At 65.0% G+C, this 21241-nt stretch carries 17 protein-coding genes; 3 read left to right on the top strand and 14 right to left on the bottom strand.

Features of this window, described 5'->3' with window-relative positions:
- Positions 1–44: 44 nt before the first annotated feature.
- The 6 genes from ACFPN9_RS01870 to ACFPN9_RS01895 all read right to left on the bottom strand — a co-directional run bounded on the left by ACFPN9_RS01870 (position 45) and on the right by ACFPN9_RS01895 (position 7776).
- Positions 45–989 carry a hypothetical protein gene (locus tag ACFPN9_RS01870; RefSeq protein WP_377815090.1) on the bottom strand — a complete coding sequence of 315 codons (945 nt, stop codon included), beginning with the start codon at positions 987–989 and terminating at the stop codon, positions 45–47.
- Positions 990–1240: 251 nt separating this feature from the next.
- Entirely contained in the window at positions 1241–2404 is a 1164-nt protein-coding gene (locus ACFPN9_RS01875) for an AAA family ATPase (protein ID WP_377815092.1), read from the bottom strand.
- 135 nt (positions 2405–2539) lie between these two features.
- Positions 2540–3688: a hypothetical protein gene (locus ACFPN9_RS01880; RefSeq protein WP_377815095.1), complete on the bottom strand. Its 1149-nt coding sequence runs from the start codon at positions 3686–3688 to the stop codon at positions 2540–2542.
- Between the two features lie 48 nt (positions 3689–3736).
- Positions 3737–5152 (bottom strand): exonuclease domain-containing protein, encoded by a 1416-nt coding sequence (locus ACFPN9_RS01885; protein ID WP_377815097.1) that lies wholly within the window; start codon positions 5150–5152, stop codon positions 3737–3739.
- 10 nt (positions 5153–5162) lie between these two features.
- A complete protein-coding gene (locus tag ACFPN9_RS01890) occupies positions 5163–5603 on the bottom strand; it encodes a hypothetical protein (protein WP_377815099.1) in 441 nt (146 codons plus the stop codon).
- A gap of 208 nt (positions 5604–5811) precedes the next feature.
- On the bottom strand, positions 5812–7776 hold the full coding sequence (locus ACFPN9_RS01895; protein WP_377815101.1) for a MobA/MobL family protein: 1965 nt from the start codon (positions 7774–7776) through the stop codon (positions 5812–5814).
- A gap of 406 nt (positions 7777–8182) precedes the next feature.
- Between ACFPN9_RS01895 and ACFPN9_RS01900 the strand changes: the two genes are divergently transcribed.
- Positions 8183–9565 (top strand): hypothetical protein, encoded by a 1383-nt coding sequence (locus tag ACFPN9_RS01900; RefSeq protein WP_377815103.1) that lies wholly within the window; start codon positions 8183–8185, stop codon positions 9563–9565.
- Positions 9566–10076: 511 nt separating this feature from the next.
- Here ACFPN9_RS01900 and pcaF read toward each other — a convergent pair.
- From pcaF to ACFPN9_RS01940, 8 genes are all read right to left on the bottom strand, one after another.
- Entirely contained in the window at positions 10077–11285 is a 1209-nt protein-coding gene (gene pcaF, locus ACFPN9_RS01905; RefSeq protein ID WP_377815105.1) for a 3-oxoadipyl-CoA thiolase, read from the bottom strand.
- Between the two features lie 4 nt (positions 11286–11289).
- Positions 11290–12237, bottom strand: coding sequence for an electron transfer flavoprotein subunit alpha/FixB family protein (locus tag ACFPN9_RS01910; RefSeq protein ID WP_377815107.1), 948 nt, complete (start codon positions 12235–12237; stop codon positions 11290–11292).
- A gap of 2 nt (positions 12238–12239) precedes the next feature.
- Positions 12240–12989 carry an electron transfer flavoprotein subunit beta/FixA family protein gene (locus ACFPN9_RS01915; protein ID WP_377815109.1) on the bottom strand — a complete coding sequence of 250 codons (750 nt, stop codon included), beginning with the start codon at positions 12987–12989 and terminating at the stop codon, positions 12240–12242.
- A gap of 50 nt (positions 12990–13039) precedes the next feature.
- The gene (locus ACFPN9_RS01920; RefSeq protein ID WP_377815111.1) at positions 13040–15139 is read right to left on the bottom strand and encodes a 3-hydroxyacyl-CoA dehydrogenase NAD-binding domain-containing protein; all 2100 of its coding nucleotides are present in this window, start codon (positions 15137–15139) and stop codon (positions 13040–13042) included.
- 131 nt (positions 15140–15270) lie between these two features.
- Positions 15271–16125 carry an IclR family transcriptional regulator gene (locus ACFPN9_RS01925; RefSeq protein ID WP_377815114.1) on the bottom strand — a complete coding sequence of 285 codons (855 nt, stop codon included), beginning with the start codon at positions 16123–16125 and terminating at the stop codon, positions 15271–15273.
- A gap of 48 nt (positions 16126–16173) precedes the next feature.
- Positions 16174–17427 (bottom strand): acyl-CoA dehydrogenase family protein, encoded by a 1254-nt coding sequence (locus ACFPN9_RS01930; RefSeq protein WP_377815116.1) that lies wholly within the window; start codon positions 17425–17427, stop codon positions 16174–16176.
- Complete coding sequence (locus ACFPN9_RS01935) at positions 17405–18181, bottom strand: SDR family NAD(P)-dependent oxidoreductase (protein ID WP_377815119.1); 777 nt, start codon at positions 18179–18181, stop codon at positions 17405–17407. Before ACFPN9_RS01935 ends, ACFPN9_RS01930 begins: the two co-directional genes overlap by 23 nt.
- Positions 18181–18975, bottom strand: coding sequence for an enoyl-CoA hydratase-related protein (locus tag ACFPN9_RS01940; protein ID WP_377815121.1), 795 nt, complete (start codon positions 18973–18975; stop codon positions 18181–18183). The genes ACFPN9_RS01935 and ACFPN9_RS01940 overlap by 1 nt, the downstream gene beginning before the upstream one ends.
- 115 nt (positions 18976–19090) lie before the next feature.
- Here ACFPN9_RS01940 and ACFPN9_RS01945 point away from each other — a divergent pair, with 115 nt between their 5' ends.
- Both ACFPN9_RS01945 and ACFPN9_RS01950 read left to right on the top strand, forming a co-directional pair.
- Positions 19091–20311, top strand: coding sequence for an ABC transporter substrate-binding protein (locus ACFPN9_RS01945; RefSeq protein ID WP_377815123.1), 1221 nt, complete (start codon positions 19091–19093; stop codon positions 20309–20311).
- 51 nt (positions 20312–20362) lie between these two features.
- Positions 20363–21238 carry a branched-chain amino acid ABC transporter permease gene (locus tag ACFPN9_RS01950; RefSeq protein ID WP_377815125.1) on the top strand — a complete coding sequence of 292 codons (876 nt, stop codon included), beginning with the start codon at positions 20363–20365 and terminating at the stop codon, positions 21236–21238.
- The last annotated feature ends 3 nt before the right edge of the window (positions 21239–21241 follow it).

Below are 21241 nucleotides of genomic sequence, written 5' to 3' on the forward strand. Positions count from 1 at the left end.
CCTCCCATTCGCTTCAGCTTCTCGCCGAGCTGCAGACGCGGGCGTTAGTCCTGCTCGGCGATGTTCAGGAACCGGCAGCTCTGTCCGGCGACGGTCTCGCCCTGGTTGAAGGCGATCTCCCACAGCGCCCCGAGCCGATCGGGGTCGGCGTCGCGAGAGCGCACGAGATCGCGCGCCGAGATCTTGGCGGCGACGTCCTGCCGGTCGCGCGCCGGCCAGAGCGCGATGCGAAGCAGCCGGGCATAGGCGAGAACCAGCCCGCCCTCGATAGCGTGGGCGGTCGTTTCAGGTTGATCGCCGCCGAGGCGCAGCGCGTCGACCAGCCCGAAGATATGGCGGACGCCGTCGAGAAGCCCAGCGAGATGCGGCGCGGCGGCAAAGTATGACTTCAGGCTTTCGGCCTGCTCGAGCGGATAGGCGGCTGGGGCACCGGGCTCGGTCGTGACCAACCTCGGCTGCAGAGCTCCGACGCGGCGCGCCATCGCCGTGATCATCTCGCTGATCTCTTCGGCACCCGCGGGCGGCGTCAGATGGGCGGATCGGCGCGGCAGTGCGCCTACGGCGCGCTGCACCAGTGCCAGATCCTCGCCTTCACCATTGCGACGGGCATGCCGCAGCAGGTAGCGGCCGAACTCTTCCCGCGCCCACCCGTCGTCCTCCGAGCGCACCGGCAGGAGCAGGAGCGTCAGGTTCGCGGCGTTCGCCAGGATGGTCAGCGCATTGACGACGTCGATCCAGGCTTCGACCTGATCCGGCTCTCGCGCGATCATCGAGATCATGCTCCGGACCTCGCCGGCATGTGCATCGGCACGGCCACGAACGGCCAACAGGCCGGGGAGCTGGTTGCGGAAGATGGCGAGGCCTTCGATCTCGCTCGGCGCCTGAGGCACGAGGCGCTCGAGACCGGCGAGGTCGTCGATGACAGGAAGCAGGCTCGGTTCGATGGCGATCGTGCTGAGCAGGAGGTCGCGGCGGTTGGGCGTGTTCATGGTATTTCCTTGAATTCATGAGGGGTGACGGTGTCGTTCCGTCAAATTTCTCCTTTCTCTTGACCCCCAAGCCTGTTCCTTGCCGGCCTTGGAATGCGAACAGGCAGCGCTGGTGAAGGCGCTGCCTGTTCATGGTGCCTGGAGTGCCGGGCGGCCCTCGAATTCATCGGCCGGTTCGAGTTATTGCGTCGCGCATAGCGCGGCGCTTGCATCGACCGACAAGCCGCCGGGAACTAGCCGGAGCTGGCGTTCTAGAGATCGGGCCACCGGCCTCGTCCTGGCGTCAGGAATCCGATCCGAGAAGGCTTGGAGTTGGCTGTGGCGACGGCCTCTGCGGCCTCGATATCGGCGAGCGCCATCTGGCCCCGACCTGCGGCAGCGGCGAAGCCGTACGCTAGTTTGGCGATCTTCTTGATGCCGCGCGGGTTCGTCCTCGCGAGACGGCGGATGGTCGCTTCATCGGGCAGCGCGACCCGGCCACGCAGGGTGTCGACGACGTCGACGACGATGTTTCGCGCGATCGCGACGAGGGCGTCACCCGAGGGCGGTGCAATGTTGAATGCGAGCACCCGATCCATGATGAAGTCTGGAATCTGGCCTGCGTCGTTAGCGGTTAGAATGAACAGGGCGTTGGCGACGTTGAAGGGTACCTGAAGGTACTCGTCCCGCATGGCGCCCGCGTTTTCTGGCTCGAGTGCCGACAGGAGGACAGCGTAAGGCTGTTCGGTATGGTGAGTCATGAACTTGTCGACTTCGTCGAACAGCACGGCCGGCTGCGCGCTGGCGGACGCGATCATGGCCTCGGTCAGGATGCCGGTACGAGCTCCTCTCCAGCTAGGCGGATGACCGACCAGGAGCGCCTGGGCATCGCTGGACGTCGCGCAGGAGAACGCGTGGATGTCGACGCCGAGGGCCGTGGCGATCGATTTCGACGCATGTGTCTTGCCGATCCCGGGCTCGCCGAGGAGCAGCACCGGGGGGACAGAGACGGGCGCGCCCGTCATCTGCGACAGAGCGACAGCGCGTTCATACAGCGCGACGACCTCGCCGAATGCCGGACATTTGGCATGGACCTGCGCCAGTGCATTTTGAAGGCTAGCCGTCCCGAACAGCAGCGACCGATGGGAACCCCGAACGTCATCGAGAATGGCAAGGAGCTTGTCGATGCGAGGCCCCTCGTCGGGACCGAGCGTGGGGCGCGGCCCATAGTATTCCTCGAGCCGAGGCTCGAACCCCCACGCGAGCGTAATCTGACGCTCGACCTCGTCGCGATCATAGACGGCGATCGTTGCATCGGGGGAGACGATAGGCACCTCGGCAGGCTTGACGACATCAGGAGCCTGGGAGGCGAGGCCACCGGCGCTCCGCCTCTTGTTCGGCCTGGGATTGGCGAGTGCGGGGTCTGAATCAGGCATTGTCGGTCTCGTCGTTACGATGTTTCGGGGGCGGCCATTGCGGCCCGCCAGACGGACCCATCGAAACGACGAAAGGGGCGAACCCCGCGGCTCGCCCCTAACCAGTGACCTTATGAAGTCGGACCGTCCTTTAGGTCATCCCTGGCCGGGAAACCTCTCGGTGGCGTGTTTGGCTTCCACTTTGAACCGATCGCTCTGCGCGGCCACGCCGTTGCCGAGATCGTAGGCCATCGCCGCGACGGCTCTCGCGCTGGCGGGGTCAGCGACGCGATCGCGAAGGATCGCCCTGCAGGTCGCTTTGGCGTGGAGATCACGCTCCGTGCGCGCCGGCCACAGGCCGACCCGGGCGATCGCAGCGTATGCGAGGGTCAGGGCCGACTTTGCGGCCTGCTCGAAGATCCGGTCGATTTCGCCGACGGACTGCGTCCAGGTATCCGCTTTCGCCAGCAGATCCATGGCCTCCTCGGCGAGAGACGTGAGATCCGGCGCTGCGGCGAAGAAGTCCTCGAGCGACGGAGCCTCTTCCAGGCGGTAGCATCCGACACGGGCGAGTTCATCGGCGGAAGCGTCTGCCGCCGGCGGCCGGATCAGTCCCATTCTCCGAACCGTATCCTGAATCCACGCGGTCATTTCGCCGAGGTCGGTGGTGCTGGATTTTTTCCGGGCTCTCGGCGCGATGCCGAAGGCCTTTCGAAGAAGCGCAGCCCGGGCGGCGTCACCCTGCCGCTTTGCAGCCGAGGCGAGGCACTCGCCGATGTAATCCTTGGCCCAGCGGTCGTCATCGGAGCACGGCTCGAACAGCGCAGCGGCGAGGTATGCGCTCTGACGAAGCAGGTTGAGGGCGTTGAAGGTGTCGATCCGCTCCTCGGTCAGCGTGTCGTCCTTCGACATCAGTTTGACGAACCGGCCGAGTTCGTTGTCGTGGAAGGTCGCGCGCGCGATGACGGCGGTGGAGGCCGGCGCGATGTTCGGCAGGCCGGCCAGGCGCTCCACTGGCGCCGGTGCTTCCGGCAGCCGATCTGCGAGAACGGCGAGATCTTCACAGATCGGCCGGATCGTCGTTGCGAGGACCAGCGAGGCGATGCCGACAGGCTTGCGCGATGCGGTGTTTGAGATGGCGTTCTTGGTCATGGTCTCTGCTCTTTTCCCAGGGGTGACTGCCACGCGGCAGCACGATTCCTCCTCTCGCCCTCGCCGTTTCGGCGCTTTTTGACCTGCCTTTCCGGTAAGATGGCTGCTCCCTTCGGACCTGTCGGTTGTCAGAGCAGCTACGAAAAAGGTCACCGCCCCGGGAGGGCGGTGACCTTCGATGTCATCTGTTCCGTCTTCTCATCAGTCAGTCATCGCGTCGAGCGATGCCGATTTGGCGTCGAGCCACGCGGAGATGTCCGCGATGTTCTTCAGGCGGTCGACGTCGCCCGGAGAGCTGGCCGCCGCAAGGGCCGCAAGACGTCGCCGCGCTGCCGGGATCGTCATCCAAGGACGATCGACATCGGAGAGAAGGCGATCGACGAGCCAGGTCGTCATCGCCGCACGGTCCGCCGGCGCCATCGTTGCCGGAGCCGCCTCGAAGACCATGCGCCGCGAGAACGCCTGGAGCCGTGGATCGCCGATCACGACCTGGCCGAAGCGATCGCGTTGCTCCCAGGAGATTTCATGCCATCGTCGGGAATGCCCCTGATCCGGCTTGGTGACGAAGCGATCGTAGATCTGCTCCTCAGGCTGCGAGACGACGGCACGATCCCTGAACTGTTGCCCGAGCACGGCGGTGAGCCGTGCGACGAATCCGTGATCGTCGCGGATACGTCTGGCTCGCGCCTTGTATTCCTCGATCGAGAGGCGACCGACGATGGCGGCTCCTCCATGCTCGACCGGAAAGAGCATCGGCTGGGCGTTCGCGGCGATCGTGAAGATCGGGCGCGGCCCCCGGATCGCCAACAGTTCCGCCAGCTCGGGCTCGCTCGTATCGAGATAGGTGCCCGGATCGACCGTGAGGTCGGCTACGGCAAAAGCGCTGCCGTTCGCGGGGCTGACGACGATCGGCGCGATCGGAAGGGTCTTCGAGGCCCCGAAGTGCTGGGTCAGGGCCAGCAACTCGGTGTTACGCAGCATGTCGAGGACATGCCGACGATCCGAGTTCGCCATCATCGTCCCGAAGGTGGCGGGAGCCGCCTCCCGGAGATGTCGGAGGATCGCGAGCGTGGCACGCGCATCGGCGAGCGCATCATGTGCCTCGTCATCGGGAAGGACGATGCCGTTGGCGGCGCAGAGAGCCCCTAGCCGAAAGGTCGGCTTGCCGGCCTCGTTGAGAGGCACGGCCAGTGCCCATGGTTCGTGAGCCGCGACAGCCTGCGCCATGACCATGACGTCGGCTCTCGTACAGCCCGGCGCTTGGGTCGCATAGACGGGATGGAGCGTCTGAAGGAAGCCTTGCCTTAAGATGGTCTCGTCGAACTTTAGGCTGTTGTATCCGACCCAGCATGCTGGGCCGGCCATCGAGACGACCGAGGCGATGGCATTCATGAGGTCGAGATGCGAGAGCGGCGCGCCGTCGAGCATCGCCGGCGCTGTTCTCGTCGTCAGGAGCGCGTCCGGCGACGGAATGACGTGCTGCGGGGGACGTCCGCGCAGCACGATCTCGTCTTGCACGACGAGGTCGTCGCCGCAGACGACGAAGGCGGCTTGAAGCGGCACGTCGAAGTGACGCGAGAGGCCGGTAGTCTCGGTATCGTAGATGACCGTGGTCATTGGCCCGGCCTCAGTGCTTGAGGGCGGACGGCGCGGCGCGCGCAACCATGGCGATGTCGATGTTCAGGCGCTCGGCGTCACGGATCAGCGATGCCTGGAGCAGGCGCAGAACATAGGATCTCCGAACCTCGTCCTCGTCCCGCTCGATCGCTTCCGCGATCTCCGCCTTGAGAACCACGAGTGCGGCGTCATGCGCCGGCACCTCGGCGATCAGCAGGGCGTATCGCCGCGCGGCAACCCGTGCGCCTTCCCCGAGCTGCCTGCCGGTGAGGCCGCCATAGGCCTCGAATGTCTTCCCTGGCTCCGCCTCCAGCCTGACGGCATGTGCCATGTGAACCTGCCATCGCAGGTAGTGGTCGGCGCTGTCGTTCTGGGCGCGATAGAGCGCGCGATATTGCGCAAGTTCGCGGTCGCCGATGTCGTCGGCGACTTTGGGCATCTTTTCGGTCATATTGGGCTCGCCAAGGTCGGAGCGTCACGCCCGCGAGCGCCGGATTACCGACCTGCTCTTTTCACGGGGGTTCCCTGATCAGGGTTCCACTGATCGATGTCCCAACGGCACTGTGCCGGCACAGAGGCCTATTCCGCGCGGCCGGGCAGGCCCAGGCGCGCAGATAATCGCATGACACGCATTCGAGAACTAAGCCGCAGGCGTCCATTCAATCTCCATACCCCTTCCCGCCCCGTCGACCCGGATTGGACAGGATCGCCTTCCTCCTTTCTTGTTGCCTCCGCTCTTCATCGTTCGGACCCTCGCCTTCCTGCCTGCGGCGCTTCGCCACCGCTTCCTGCCAAATTTCTTTAGCGCGGGATCGATCGGGTTGAGACGATGGCGAGGGAGCGATCGGCGGAGTGGCTTTCGCCGTTTCGACTTCCCTCAGCTCCACTTCATGGGCCCACGCATCGAGGGCAGCCTGTGCCGCCCGATTGGCGCTATCGAGCGCTGATTGAGCTGCTTTCGCTTGAGCCGCCTTCTCCTCTTTTGCGACGTCATGGACGTCGGCGGCGACTTCGGCAGTCGGCAATTCGTCGAGCGCGTGAACCGACCTATGCCGGGTGTCCGTGATGCGGCTCTTGGACTCCCGCTGAAGACGAATGTGATGCCTCGCTGAGGAATTCTGCCTTGTCGAGGCGATCAGCGCGTCCAGCGTCGCCGCCTCGCCTGCCTGAGCGGCTCGGAGAAGAAGGGCTGCCTTCCAGTGTTCGGCCGCTTCGATCGCAAGCTGCCGCGAAGCCGATGACGTCGCGCGGGACCAATCGACCCGCGCTCCATTGCGCGAGAAAGTCGGCACAGACCGCATGATGCGAACGAATTCGTCCGGCGCGTTTCGAGCGGACGAGACCAGACGGTCCAGAGCACTGAGCGCCTTGGCCTGCTGTGTACGAGAGGACCGAACAGCGGCGCCAGCGATCTCGTCTGCGACGTCGTGGAGAGACAGGTCACGATCACGACGAACGATCTTCCTGGCGTATCCCGCTTTCCTCTCGGGCTCGACGTCCAGGATACCCGCCTCGGCATAGCTGCGATGATCGTACCGGATCGCCTTGCCCGCCTTCTCCATCTCGGCATTGACCAGACCTGCGAAACGCTCGCGCTCCCGCTGAACGAACCGTCCCCGAAGCAAGTCCGGAACATCTTGGCGCATCGGGAACTGGTCGCGATGATTGCGATGCTTTGTGCGAATGCGCCTGACTGCCGCGAAATCCCAAGTCGAGACGAGCTTGCGGTCCGTCGAACCGTCATCGCCGCCTTCCGGCCATGGGATCATTTTGGTCGGACGATTGAAGACGATGACGTGCGCGTGGAAGTTCCGGGGATCGTTGTCCGCTGTCGGCGCATGCAGCGCGGCCCAGTACGGGATTCTCCGGTCATCGTCGACGCCGAACGGGGCGTCGAACGGAGCGACGAAGGCTTTGATGATCGCGAGCCGCTCGGATACCGACGCCTCCTTCGGCAGTTGGAGAATGAAGCGGTGCTGGATGATTCCGTTGGCGCGCTCGGGGTATTTGTGAGCCAGGCGCCAGAATTCCAGCCGCTCGGCCTGGGTCTTGCCGGTCGTCCCGAACGAGAACTCCGCCTCGGCGACGTCGGCATCGCGGTTGCCGCCGACCTTCTCGGCGTCTTCGATATAGGCCTGTTCCCTGGCCGGCTCGACGATCGTCGAAGTCTGCTCCACGGCAGAAGGACGTTCGATGTAGAGCTGATGGGCGCCCGGCTGAGACGTGTAGTAGATGTCCCTGCCGAGCTTGGCATGACCGAACCCGTTGCGGCACCAATGAGTCTGCCCGGGCTTAAGCTCCGTGGATCGCTGGGTCACGGAGGTATGTCCGAAATGAAAGCTCATCCCGCCGGTATCGGGCATGGGTCGGCGCTTAGAGGGCGCAAGCCCGATAGTCGGAAACTCGGTACGGACGGCACGCACGACCGCGGCGGACATTCTGTCCGCGGCTAAGGCGGCGTCGCGAAACGGGTTGTGGGCGATGGCCTGCTCTACGTTCCGCCGCGCCCGCTCCTCTGCCCGAGCGAGCGCCTTGGCTAGAACGCGGTCAAGGGCATGCCGCGACGGGGCGAAAAGGCCACGTGTCCGTCCGTCGACATCCTCCAGCGTCACCTCGCGAGCCATCGCGAATCACTCACATTTTTCCAGTCAAGGAAATTCTGCCAGTGATCCACGAGATTGAAAGCGGGTTCGAGCACTAGACCTTCTGGCCCGCAGCCACCCGGAGGGTGGCGCGGCATCGCAGATGCCGCGCGGGACGGATTGAGCCGATTAGCGTCTCGTGGCCCTGGCACGACAGGCAGCTGGCAGCCGCCGCGCAGCGCGCCGACGAAGGTGCCGAAACGCCCCCAGGGGCGGTGCGGCACTTTTGTCTTTCGCGCCATTGTATTACTTAAACGCTATTTAGACCATATATCACGGCTGCGGTCATGCTGCTCTCGATCGCACAACGGCATTTGCTAGTATGAGCTTTTGCGTATTTGGCGCATACAGAGCCTGTAGGCTATTTTTGCGGCATAGGATATACAACATGGACGTGGTTCCAGTAGGCCTCATTGGGCGGATGGACTTCATCCGGCAACGTCGGCTGCTCGTTGGTCTCGTCGCAAAGGCCATAGACGAAGGCGATCTGCCTGTCGGCAGCGTCGATCTCGTACACCTGCTGTTCGGGCACGAGCCGACATGGGCCGGCACGCTCAGGCATGTCGAAATCGTGCAAAAGATATTGGAGGAAGCACAGCGATCAGGCCGGATTGCCCCGGGCAAGTCCCCTCTCGGCGCCGCAGGTCTTGCGAAGCAGGCCGTGCTGACAGCGATCGTGGCCGAGCTGAATCTCAAGGAGGCAGCGGGACGTCACGGACGCGGATCGAAGACTGACGATGTGACCTTTAGGGAGGTGCGGAGTCGGCTCGACGACTATGTCGACTACCTGGTCGAACTCACGGAGTACCAGCGCCTCGCCGGCGATATCCATTCCAGGTATGCTCTTAGGGCAGAAAATGACGTCGATCGAAGCGGTTCATCGGCCGCGCGCCTGAAGGAATTTCAGAAGGCCTCGGCATGGGTCTCCGAATTCGAGCGCACGTTCGATCAGGCGTCCGGCATCGCGGCCGCGAAAACGAAATCGCCAATTCGCGGTAACCCGTTGGTCGACAAGCTCGGGCGAGCCCGATGGCCGACGGGTGGATCGCGTCGGCGCACGAGGCCGAGGGCCGAGCTTCGCGACCGCGCAGTGCTTCTCGCCCGGCTCGGATTAGACCTCGACGAAGCGCATCAGGCCGCCCTTCCGGCTGGCTGGAAAAAAGTGAAGCTGAGCCAACGGCGGATCGCTCACCTTCTGCCCTATCCGCGCCCCGTGCATGTGAATGAGGCCCTCGAGGCTTTCGGCCACGCGCCGTGGCGAAGCCACGACGACCTGCCGAAACAACTGATAGCCGTATTGGAGTTGAGCGCTCGGCCCTGCCGCCAGATATTGCTTGATGACGCCAACGGGAGCGCGCCGACGCGGCAACTGGGTAACTGGATCGTCTCCGACCGATGGTGGCGCGCGTTGGGATTTTATAGGCAGGCCCGGTGGCTGGCGGGAGAGATACGATCGGGACCGATTTGGCCTGAGCCCTTCGAGTACCTGTGTTCGGCGCAGCCGAATGTTTATTCGGAGGCTGGGTTGCGGCTGGTCCGGCAGCTGGACGCAATATGCGGCATCGCGGACGCGATCGTCGCGAGCCATTCCGCTGATTGGAAAGCAGTGCTTCAACCGCTCCAAGATCGCAACTCCGCCTATTCTACCATTGTCGGCATCGCCCTCCGCCAGCCCGAGCCGCACCAACTCCCGCGGAAGCTGATGACGATCTGGGCTGGAACCATCGATGAAGCCGACGTTGACCAGATTCTGCCTGGCTTCTCGATATGAGAGCTGCGTTGGTTGCCGGCTGATAAGTCAATCAGCCCTCTTATCGGCCGCTAATCAGATTGGCTCCAGGCGGCCGGGGAGCATGCTTCCGACACGATCCAACCAGTTCGCTCTACCAGTCGTAGCAAGGCGGGGAGCCGTGCCGTTCCCGTGTCCGATGTATCCGATCGTCGTCGCCGCCGGGCCAGGCCCAGCATGGTAAACTCGTCGGAACGCCGTCCCTGCGGGCTGCCGGAGCTCATCCCCCGTGGAGATCACCGCAACTCGGGGGCGGATGCGGACATCGACGCGCTCGGTCCCTTGGGCGGCGCGACGATGTGCTTTTGCACTGTCCGCCGCGCGGGCCTGCCGCTCTTCATTGTAGATGCGCACATACAGCGCGATGCGATCGCGATCGACCATCCGCTCGCAGCCCGCCGACCACGGCAGCCTCGATGACATCCAGCTGGCAGGCTGGGGTGTTGTCGCAGTCAGATTAGTTTGGATCGGCCCGCGTCGCGGCTGCCACCCTTCAGACTCTTTCAAGAGCGATGGCGATGCCTTGGCCCACGCCGATGCACATAGTTGCCAGCGCGCGGCGCTTACCTGTGAGGGAGAGTTCGAGCGCGGCCGTCCCGGCGATGCGCGCGCCCGACATGCCGAGCGGATGGCCGAGTGCGATCGCGCCGCCGTTCGGGTTTACATGCGCGCCGTCCTCAGGAATCCTCAGTTCCCGCAGGACCGCGATCCCCTGGGAAGCAAAGGCTTCGTTCAGCTCAACGAGGTCGAACTGCGAGGGCTGGACGCCGATCAGCTTGCAGAGCTTTTGGGTCGCAGGGGCAGGACCGATGCCCATCACCCGCGGCGCGACGCCGACGGTAGCACCCGCAACGATGCGAGCGAGCGGCGTCAGGCCGAAGCGCTTCATCGCCGCTTCCGACGCCACGATCAGCGCCGCTGCGCCGTCATTGACGCCGGACGCATTACCGGCGGTCACCGTGCCGCCCTCCTTCTTGAAGGGTGTCGGCAGCTTGCCGAGTTTTTCGATCGTGGTGTCCCTACGTGGATGCTCGTCGGTGTCGATCACGACCGGATCACCCTTTCGCTGAGGGATCAAGACGGACACGATCTCCCGCGCCATTCGGCCGTTCTCTTGGGCGGCAACCGCCTTCTGCTGGGAGCGCATCGCGAACGCGTCCTGGTCTGCTCGCGAGACCTTGTAGTCGGCCGCGACGTTCTCGCCGGTCTCGGGCATCGAATCAACGCCGTACTGCTTCTTCATGATCGGATTGACGAGGCGCCAGCCAATCGTTGTGTCGTGAATTTCCGCATGGCGCGAGAAGGCACTCTCGGACTTGGGCATCACGAAGGGAGCGCGGCTCATGCTCTCGACGCCGCCAGCGATGACCAGCTCCGCCTCACCAGCCTTGATTGCGCGCGCCGCGGTGATCACCGCGTCCATCCCGGAGCCACAGAGCCGATTCATCGTCGTGCCGGGCACGTTTTCCGGCAGGCCAGCAAGGAGCAGTGACATCCGCGCGACGTTGCGGTTGTCCTCGCCCGCTTGGTTGGCGCAGCCGAAGATCACCTCCTCGATCGCGGCGGGGTCGAGCGAGCCGTTGCGCACCAGCAACGCATGCAGGGGAATCGCCCCCAGATCATCCGTCCGAACCGACGACAGGACGCCGCCAAAGCGGCCGATAGGCGTGCGGACATAATCGCAGATATAGGCTTCGATCACAGTCTTATCTTCCGATTTTGGCGAGTTCGGCGTCGAGTTCGGGCAGGATGGCGAAGAGGTCGCCGACGAGGCCGTAATCGGCGACCTGGAAGATCGGCGCCTCCTCGTCCTTGTTGATCGCGACGATGACCTTGGAGTCCTTCATGCCGGCGAGATGCTGGATCGCGCCCGAGATGCCGACGGCGATGTAGAGGTCGGGTGCCACGACCTTGCCGGTCTGGCCAACCTGCCAATCGTTCGGCGCGTAGCCGGCATCGACCGCCGCGCGCGAGGCGCCCATGGCCGCGCCCAGCCGGTCGGCGACGGGCTCGATCACTTTGGCGAAATTCTCCGACGAAGCCAAAGCGCGGCCGCCCGAGATGATGATCCTGGCCGAGGCCAGTTCGGGACGGTCGGACTTGGCGACCTCCTCGCCCTTAAAGCTCGAGGAGCCATCATTGCCGGCCGTGGCGACGGTCTCGATCGGGGCGGTCGCGCTACCGTCTTCGGTGGCCTGGAAGGAGGCGCCGCGCACGGTGATGACCTTCTTGGCGTCGGTCGCCTGCACGGTCTGGATGGCGTTGCCGGCATAGATCGGCCGTTCGAAGGTGTCGGCCGAGACGACCTTCGTCACTTCCGAGACCTGCATCACGTCGAGCAGGGCGGCGACGCGGGGCAACACGTTCTTACCGGTGGTGGTGCCCGGCGCGACGATCGCGTCATAGGCGCCGGCCAGCGAGACGATCAGCGCGGCCAGCGGCTCGGCCAGGCGATGCTCGTAAGCCGCGTCCTCGGCGAGCAGCACCTTCTCGATGCCGTCGAGCTTGGCGGCCGCATCCGCGACCGCTTGGGCGCCGTGACCGGCGACGAGGACATGGACGGGAGCGCCGAGCGCCTTGGCGGCGGCGAGGGCCTTGCGGGTCGCCTCGTTGAGGGTCTTGTTGTCGTGCTTGGCGAGAAGAAGCGTCGTCATGATCAGAGAACTCCGGCTTCGTTCTTGAGCTTCGAGACGAGCTCGGCCACCGAACCAACCTTGACGCCGGCCGAACGGCCCGCGGGCTCGACGGTCTTGAGCACCTTGAGGCGCGGCGTGACATCGATCTCCAGCGTCTCCGCGCTCGTCTCGTCGAGTGGCTTCTTCTTGGCCTTCATGATGTTGGGCAGCGAGGCGTAGCGCGGCTCGTTCAAGCGCAGATCGGTGGTGACGATCGCGGGCAGCTTGAGACCGACTGTCTGCAGGCCGCCATCGACCTCGCGAGTGACGTCGACCGTATTGGCCTCCAGCGCGACCTTCGACGCGAACGTGCCCTGCGGCCAGCCGAGCAAGGCGGCCAGCATCTGGCCGGTCTGGTTGCAGTCGTCGTCGATCGCCTGCTTGCCGAGGATGACGAGCTCAGGCGCCTCCTGCACGACCACCTTCTTCAGGAGCTTGGCGACGGCCAGCGGCTCGACCACGCCGTCGACCTTGACCAGGATGCCGCGGTCGGCGCCCATGGCGAGACCCGTGCGGATCGTCTCGGCCGCCTGCGCCGGGCCGATCGAAACCACCACCACTTCCGTCGCCTTGCCCGCTTCCCTCAGCCGCAGCGCCTCTTCGACCGCGATCTCGTCGAACGGGTTCATCGACATCTTCACATTGGCGAGCTCGACGCCCGAACCGTCCGCCTTCACGCGGATCTTCACGTTGTAGTCAACCACCCGCTTCACGGGCACAAGGATCTTCATCTGTCAGCCTCTCGTCGTCTTTCAGAAATCGCGATGCGCCATGGACGAGGTCAGGCCCCGGCAGACTTGATTACGCGCTCGACCGGCCCGCGCCGGAACCTCGCGCCGCAGGCGCTCGCGACCATGTCGAGGATCGCGGCGATCTTGGCGCCCGGCTGGCGACCGGCCCAGAACAGCGGCCCGCCCCTGTACTTGGGAAAGCCGTAGCCGTGGACGAGAACGAGATCGATGTCGCTGGCCCGTTCGGCGACGCCTTCGTCGAGCACGAGGGCGGCCTCGTTGACGATCGCACCGAGCGCCCGCCCCACGATCTCCTCCGGCTCGATCGCGCGGCCAGTGATCCCGTTCGCCTTGCGGTGGTCCTCGATCAGTTCCCCGACGACGGGGTCGGGCTGCCCGCGCAGCGAACCGGCTTCGTAACGGTACCAGCCCGTGCCGCTCTTGCGACCGAGGCGGCCGGCTTCGCAGAGCTGGTCGAGCAGCGGGACGTAGCGCTCCTGCGGATCGCGCGTCGCCGCCAGACGGCGACGCGTCCGCCAGGCGATGTCGAGGCCCGCCATATCCCAGGTGGCGAACGGCCCCATCGCGAAACCAAATGCGGTCAGCGCGGCGTCGATCTCTTCAGGCAGGACACCGTCTTCCAGCAGGTATTCGCATTGCTGCCGGTAGGCCATGAAGATGCGGTTGGCGATGAAGCCTTCCGACACACCCGAGATCACCGGGATCTTGCCCAGCTTCCTGGCGATCCTGACCGCGGTCGCAAGCACATCCGGCGCGGTCTTGGCACCGCGCACGATCTCAACGAGCCGCATGATATGCGCCGGGCTGAAGAAGTGTAGGCCCACCACATCCTGCGGCCGGTTCGACTCGGCGGCGAGAGCATCGACATCGAGATAGGAGGTGTTGGTCGCCAGAATGCCGTGCGGCGCCGCCTCCGTCGCGAGCCGGCGAAAGATGTCCTTCTTGACGTCGAGATCCTCGAAGGCCGCTTCGACGACGAGATCGGCATCGCCGATGCGCGACCAGTCGGCCGCGGTCGAAAGGCGGTCGCGGCGGCGCTCGCGCTCCGAAGCGGCGATCCGCCCCGAACCGACAGCCTGGTCCTCGATGGCGGCGATGCTCTTGCGCCCGCGCTCGACCGCCTCTTCCGACGTGTCCAGCATGTGGACGTCGAAACCCGCTCCGAGGAAGCTGCTGGCGATCCCGGAGCCCATCAGCCCGGCCCCGATCACCGCGACCTTCGCAGGCATTGCCGAGGCGTTGCCGGCCTCGACCTTGCCGGCCAAGCGCTCGGCAAAGAAGATGTGGCGCAGTGCGGCCGCTTCCTCGCCCTGGCGCAGTGTCTGGAAAACCGAGCGCTCTGCCGCGAGCGCGGCGTCGAATGGCAATACGAGGGCCCTGTCGACGGCTGCGATCGCCTCGAGCACCTGCGGCCGCCCCTTGCCACCGCGCGTCGCGGCCTCCACGACTTTCCGATAGGCTCCGGCATCGCGCTCCCGGACGCGAAGGTCGCGGATCCGCTGCTTCCCGGTCGTCGCCGCGAGTTCGGCGGCCAGCGCCGCGGCCGCGTCGCGGATATCTCCATCGGCTACCTGGTTCACCATGCCGAGCTCTAGGGCCTTCTTCGCCACGATCCGGCGCCCGCTGACGATGAGGTCGAGCGCGACTGCGGGGTCGGCGATGCGCGGCAGCCTGACGGTTCCCCCAGCGCCCGGGATCATGCCCAGCGTCACCTCCGGCAGACCCAGGATCGCGTCCGGCGCCACCACGCGCGCATCGCAGCCGAGAGCGAGTTCGTAACCGCCGCCGAGCGCGGCGCCGTGGATGGCGGCGACGATCGGCTTGGGGCTCGCCTCCAGCGCGGCGATCACCGCGGGCATCTGCGGATCCATCAGCGGGAGCGAAAACTCCTTGATGTCGGACCCGGAGACGAAGGTCGATCCGGCTCCGACCAGAACGGCGCCGATAATTTGCGGATCGGCGGAGATCGCGTCGATCGCCGCGATCAACCCGGCCCGCACGGCATGCGAACCGGCATTGACCGGCGGGTTGTCGATGACGATCACGGCGATACCCGCCGAACCGAGATGGCGCTCGACGCGAACGGCTTGGCCGGTGGAGTTCACGGATGGGTCGGAAAAGGCGGGCATGGGTGCACTCGCAAGGCAATGGCAGTGTGGCTGCCGTCGTTGATCTGGCTTGCGCGACCGGCGGCAGGACGGCGCGGGGCATGAGCCATGGCCGACCGCCGGTCGGCCATGGTGGCGCCAGGAAGGTGGCCTCAGGCGGCGGGGGCGCGTCGGCGACTGCCTTTGGGCGTGCCGCTCGCCGCGACCGCACCGTTGACGGGCTTCTTGGGCGCCTTGGTCTCGGAGCCCGCGACCAGCTCCAGCTCGGCGATCGTCGATTGCGAGGTCCCCATCATCGCTGAGATCGACGCTCCGGCTTCGAGCATAATCGCCTTGAACTCCTTAAGACGCGGATCCATACGAATGCTCGGGCCCGTCAGTGACAGCGAATAGTGAACCTCGTCCTTGATGTCGAAAATCGGCACCGAGATCGCGGTCACGCCTGGAATGCGTTGTCCCGACGTGCATGCGAAGCCCTGATTACGGATCTTGGCCAGGTCAGCCATGAGTTCCGTCGGATCCACCTTGTCGGCCGCAGCAGATTGGGCGACGATCCTGGCGATCGCCTCATCCCCCGCATAGGCCAGCAGCAGTCGCGCCGTCGCGCCGCGCAAGAGGCTGACATGATCGCCGGGGCGGACGATCGTCATCAGCGGCGAAGGCGTGTCGACGACGTCAATGCAGACGCGCTCCACGCCCGAGCGGATGTTCAGCGTCACGGTTTCGCCGGTCGCGCGGCAGACCTCAGCCATGGCCGGCCGTGCGGCCTCTCGGATGCCAAGAGTGCTTTTCACCAGTCCGGACAGGCGCAGGATTTTGAGCGACAGGCAGTAGCGCTGGTCCTCGAGCCGAACGAGAAAACCGTTTCGATGCAGCGTGTTGACCAAACGAAACGTGGTGGCCTTCGGCATCGAGATGCGCTCGCCGATCTCCAGCAGGGATAGGCTTTGATGCTGCACATCGAAAGCATCGAAAATGGCCAGAGCTCGCTCGACGGCACGGATCATGGGCGCGCCTCCATCAACAGGGCATTTCGGGACATTGTGGCCACGGCTCTACTCGGCCGCGAGTCGTGGCGTACGCGTGTCGGGCCGTATGGCGTTCAATCCCGTCAGTTCGCGTCCCATGATCAATGTGAGAATCTCATTGGTTCCGTCCGGAATGGGCAACATGCGCACATCTCGATAGAGTTGTTCCAAACCGGTTTCCTCTGCCACACCCATAGCGCCATGCACCTGCATGGCGAGCGAGATAGCCTCGGCACACGCGGTCGTAGCATAGCGTTTGGCCATTGCGGACGTGCCGTCGGCACGACCGCCATTATCGATGGTGGACAACGCATGGTAGCATAGGAGCCGACTGGTGGTGATCGCGGTCGCGATGTCAGCGAGACGCCCCTGCACGAGCTGCTTGCGCCCGATCGGCTCGTCGAACTGCTTGCGGACCTGCGCATAAGCGATCGAAACATTCAGCGCTTTCTGCGCCATGTTGACCGCGCAGAGCCCTAGAAGCGGCCGGTTGCCGACCCAGGTGCTCTGAAGAATGCGCGCCGCGTCTCCGCCCTGCCCCAGCACGTTGCGCTTCGGGACCCGGCAATCGTTGAGCGAAATCTCGGACAAATGCCCCTGCTTGAAGCCGAGGACCGGGATCTCGCGCGCCTCGTAGGGGGACTTGTCGCGCTCGATCAGCACCCGCTGCATCACGGTCGCGCCATGCTCGCTGCGCCCCGTGGAGCAGGTCGCGATCATCACGTCGCTGATCGTGCCGTTGGTGATCCACATCTTGGTCCCGGAGACGCTGCATCCGTCCCCCAGATCGGTCAGGCGCGTCTGAACGCCCCTGGGGTCGGAGCCGGTATTGGGCTCGGTCGAGCCCGTGCAGCAGATCTTCCGGCCGGCAATAAGATCGGGCAGCAAGGCCGCGACATGCTCGGCGCCGCCTTCGGCGTGGATCCGCGCGATCGTGCATTCGTGCGAGATCAGCGAGATCGCGATCACGGGTGGCAGTTGCTCGAAGGCCAGACCGTAATCCAGCATCTTCATCTCGCCGCCGCCGGCGGAGGCGGGCAGCCGCGGCGCCGTCAGCCCCATCTCCGCCAGTACGCCGTAGATCTCCAGCATGGTCTGCTTGGGCAGCGGCTTCGTCGCGTCATGGCGCCTGAGCCGTGGCTCGATCTCCGTCCTGACCATGCGAGACACACTGTCCTGCAGCAGCTCCTGCTCCTCGGTAGGCCTGAAATCCATGACCGCTTCCTCGCTACGTTTGTTGTTATCCGTTGTCATGCCGTTACGGCATGACAAAGCCGCCATTCACACTCAGCACCTGGCCCGTCACCCACGACGCTTCGTCGCTGCACAGGAAAGCGATCGCCGCCGCGATGTCCTCAGGGTCGCCGATGCGCCCGACGGGGTAGAGCTTCAGCACGCTCTGGACGCGGCGGGCATATTTTTCCTCTCCCATCTGCTCACGCATGCTTTTTTCGCGCGAGATGCGCAGCGGCGTGTTGGTCGCGCCGGGCGAAACGATGTTCAACGTCACCCCGCCCTTTCCGACCTCCTGCGCGACGGACTTGATCAGGGCGATGACGCCCGCCTTTGCGGCTGCGTAATAGGATAGCCGCGCCTGTCCGATGCGCGCCGAGTCCGACGCAAGGCAGACGACGCGGCCGTAGCCGCGCTCGACCATGCCCGGCAGAACGGCCCGCAAGCCGAGCATGGGGCCGTGCAGGCAGACGCTCAGCATCCGCTCCCAATCGGAGGGTCCCGATTCCAGGAAGAGCTTGTCGTCGAGAATCGCCGCCGAGTTGACGAAGATCGAGACCGGGCCGAGCTCCGCCTCGGCGCTCGCCACCATCGCGCTGACGTGATCCTCGCGGGTGATGTTGCAGCCGATGCCGATGGCGCCGGGCAGCTTCTTCGCCGCCGCCTCGGCCGATGCCGCGTCGATGTCGGCGAGCGCGAGCCGGCCGCCCTCGCTGGCGATGCGCTGCGCCGCGGCGAAGCCGATGCCGCGGGCGCCGCCGGTGACGAGCGCGACCTTGCCCTCGAAACGTCCCGCAGCCATCAGACCGGCCTCCGGAAGCGCCGGAAGTCCGGCTTGCGCTTCTCGATGAAAGCGTTGATGCCCTCCATGTTCTCTTCGTTGCCGTAGATCGAGGCGAGCAGCTCCGCGTTCGGGAAGAATGCCGAGTAGAACTCCTGATCAGACCCGGCATTGAGCGAAAGCTTCGCGATGCGGATGCTCTGCGGGCTCTTGTCGAGGATGTCCGAGCAGAGCTGGTCGACCGTGGCGTCGAGATTTTCGGCGCTGACCACCTGGTTGATCAGGCCCATCGCGAGGGCTTCCTGCGCGCTGTAGAGGCGGCAGGTAAAGACCATCTCGCGGGCCTTGCGCTCTCCCACATAGCGGGCGAGCAGCTGGCAGGCTCCCCAGATCGGGATACTGCCGACGCGCGGACCCGTCTGGCCGAACTTCGCATCCTCGCTGGCGACGGTCATATCGCAGAACAGATTGATCTCGTTGCCGCCGCCAACGCAGAAGCCGCGCACCTTGGCGATGACCGGCTTGTCCATCATCCGCATCACGGTCGAGAGGTTGAACAGCCGGCGCATGTGCTTGCGGCCGACGGCCGGGACGCGCTTCGATTGGTCGCGAATGTCACCGCCCGAGCAGAACGCCTTGTCGCCGGCCCCCGACAGCACGACCACCCCGATCTCGGGATCGTCGGCGGCGCGCGCCATCGCGTCGGTCAGCTCCTCATAGGTGCGCGGCCGCACGGCGTTGCGAACCTCGGCGCGGTCGATCGTGATCCGGGCGATTCCGCCCTGCGCTTCGTAAAGCACATCCTCGTAGGCCACCTTGCGTCTCCTCAAAATCCTCGTCCGAATTCCACTAGACGGACCCGGTTCCAAAATGTTATAGCTCCGATCAATGCCGACTAGCAACTCAGAATCGGCGCAACGGGAGCGAAACATGAAGTCTGATTTTCGATCGTGCATATTGGCTGGCCTAGCCGTCTCGGCCCTCGCGGCCTCTTCGGCGGCTATCGCGCAGGACAGCATCAAGATCGGCGTACCGATGGAACTCAGCGGGCGCTTCGTCGCCTACGGCGCATCCGGCAAGCGCGGCGCCGAGCTGGCCGCCGAGGTCTATGGCGGAAAGGTCGCCGGCAAGAAGATCGAGCTTCTGCATCGGGACATTCAGTCGGAATCCCAGGCGACGATCTCGGTCTTCAACGAGCTCGTCAACAAAGAGAAGGTCAACTACATCATCGGGCCGATCGCGAGCCCCACGGTGGCGGCTGCGATCCCGGCATGGCGCCAGACCAAGCCGCTCTGGATCGTCCCGGGCTCGACCAGCACCAAGCTCGAGGAGGAGGCCGGCCCCGAGCCGGAGTTCTTCCACACCTTCCCCTTCGCCTACCACTATCACCAGAGCGTCGCCGCGGCCCTGAAAAGCCAGCTGCCGACGGGGCAGAGGGTGTCGTTGGTCTTCTCTGACGACAACTATGGCCGGACCCACCAGCCCTACGCCAAGAAATACCTGACGGAATCGGGCTTCGAGATCGTCGCAGAGGAGATCGTCCGGACCAACGCGCCGGATATGAACCCGCTCCTCACGAAGATTGCACGCTCAAAGCCCAGCATCCTGCTCGGCCTCGTCCAGACGACTGACGCCGTCACGCTCACCAAGCAGATCTATACCCGCAAGCTGCCTGTTCCCTACCTCGTCGGAACGGCGGCTACGCAGCTTGATGAATGGCAGAAGGCCGTCGGCCAGGCCCAGGAAGGCTGGATCGGCGTCACCACCTATCTGCCCGGGCTTAAGCGTCCCGGTAATGCCGACTATCCGAAACTATTCCCGCCGAGCGACGAGTGGGAGGCCGCCTTCATCAAGAGGTATGGCCAGGAGCCCGACTTCGAGGACGCCGGCTGCTACGTCAGCGCCATGCTGCTTTTCCTGGCCATCGAGAAAGCTGGCGGGGACGACAAGGCAAAGGTCGTCGCCGAACTTCAGAAGCTCGACGTCAAGAACACGCTTCTCGGCGACGCCAAGTTCGTCCCCACCCCCGGCGGCACGAAGAACCAAGCGTTCACCGACCTCGTCGTGTTCCAGCGCCAGAGCGGAAAGAACGTGATGCTGTTTCCGCCCGGTCCAACCGTCGGGAAGATCAAATCCGCCGTCCAGGAATGACAGAGCTGGCCCGGGCCTAGTGTCCGGGCCGCCACCAGGCGGAGCAGGATCATGCACTACATCCCACAACTCATCGTCGACGCGCTGCTGCTCGGCGGAATCTATACGCTGATGGTGATCGGCCTGGCGCTGAGCTTCGGCGTGACCCGCGTCATCAACTTCGCGCATGGCGAGGCCGTCATGCTCGGCGCCTATGGCGCCTATACGATCGCCCTCGTCAGCGGAATCGACCCGCTGCTGGCGTTGCCGCTGCTGATGGTCGTCGGCTGCCTGTTCGGCATGGCCCTGTTCAAGGTCTCGATCGAGCCGGTCCTCAAGGCGCCGCACGTCAACCAGATCCTGCTGACCTTCGGCATCGGCCTCGTGCTGCAGAACGCCGCCGTCATGATCTGGAAGGCCGACGAGCGCTCAGTCGTGACGCCCTATGCCTATTCCTCCTTCCAGTTCGGGGAGGTCTTCGTTCCCGGCGGGCGCCTGATCGGCTTCGGCGTCGCCGTGGTCCTGGTTGCCGCCTTGTTCTTCTGGCTCAGGCGCACGGAATTCGGACGGGCGACACGCGCCCTCGACGAGCAGCGCGATGCCGCCGTCCTGGTCGGAATCAACGTCAAGCGCATGTATGCGCTTGCCTTCGGCCTCAGCGTCGCGCTGGGCGTCGCGACCGGCGTCATCCTGAGCTTCATCGGCGCCATCTCGCCTTTTATGGGCTTCCACATCCTGGTGAAGGGTTTTGCCATCATCGTTCTCGGCGGGCTGGGAAGCATCGTCGGAGCGGTTCTGGGCGCCTTCCTGCTCGCCTTCGCGGAGACCGCGGTCAGCTACTACGTCCCCAACGGGACCGGCTGGGCCGAAGCGGTTGCCTTCGCGGTTCTTTTCCTCGTCCTGGTGCTCCGTCCGCGAGGCATCGTCGGCCAAGCGGTGGCGGACTAAGCA

The organism is Allobosea massiliensis (assembly GCF_042655245.1).
In the GTDB taxonomy this organism is placed as follows: Bacteria; Pseudomonadota; Alphaproteobacteria; order Rhizobiales; family Beijerinckiaceae; genus Allobosea; species Allobosea massiliensis.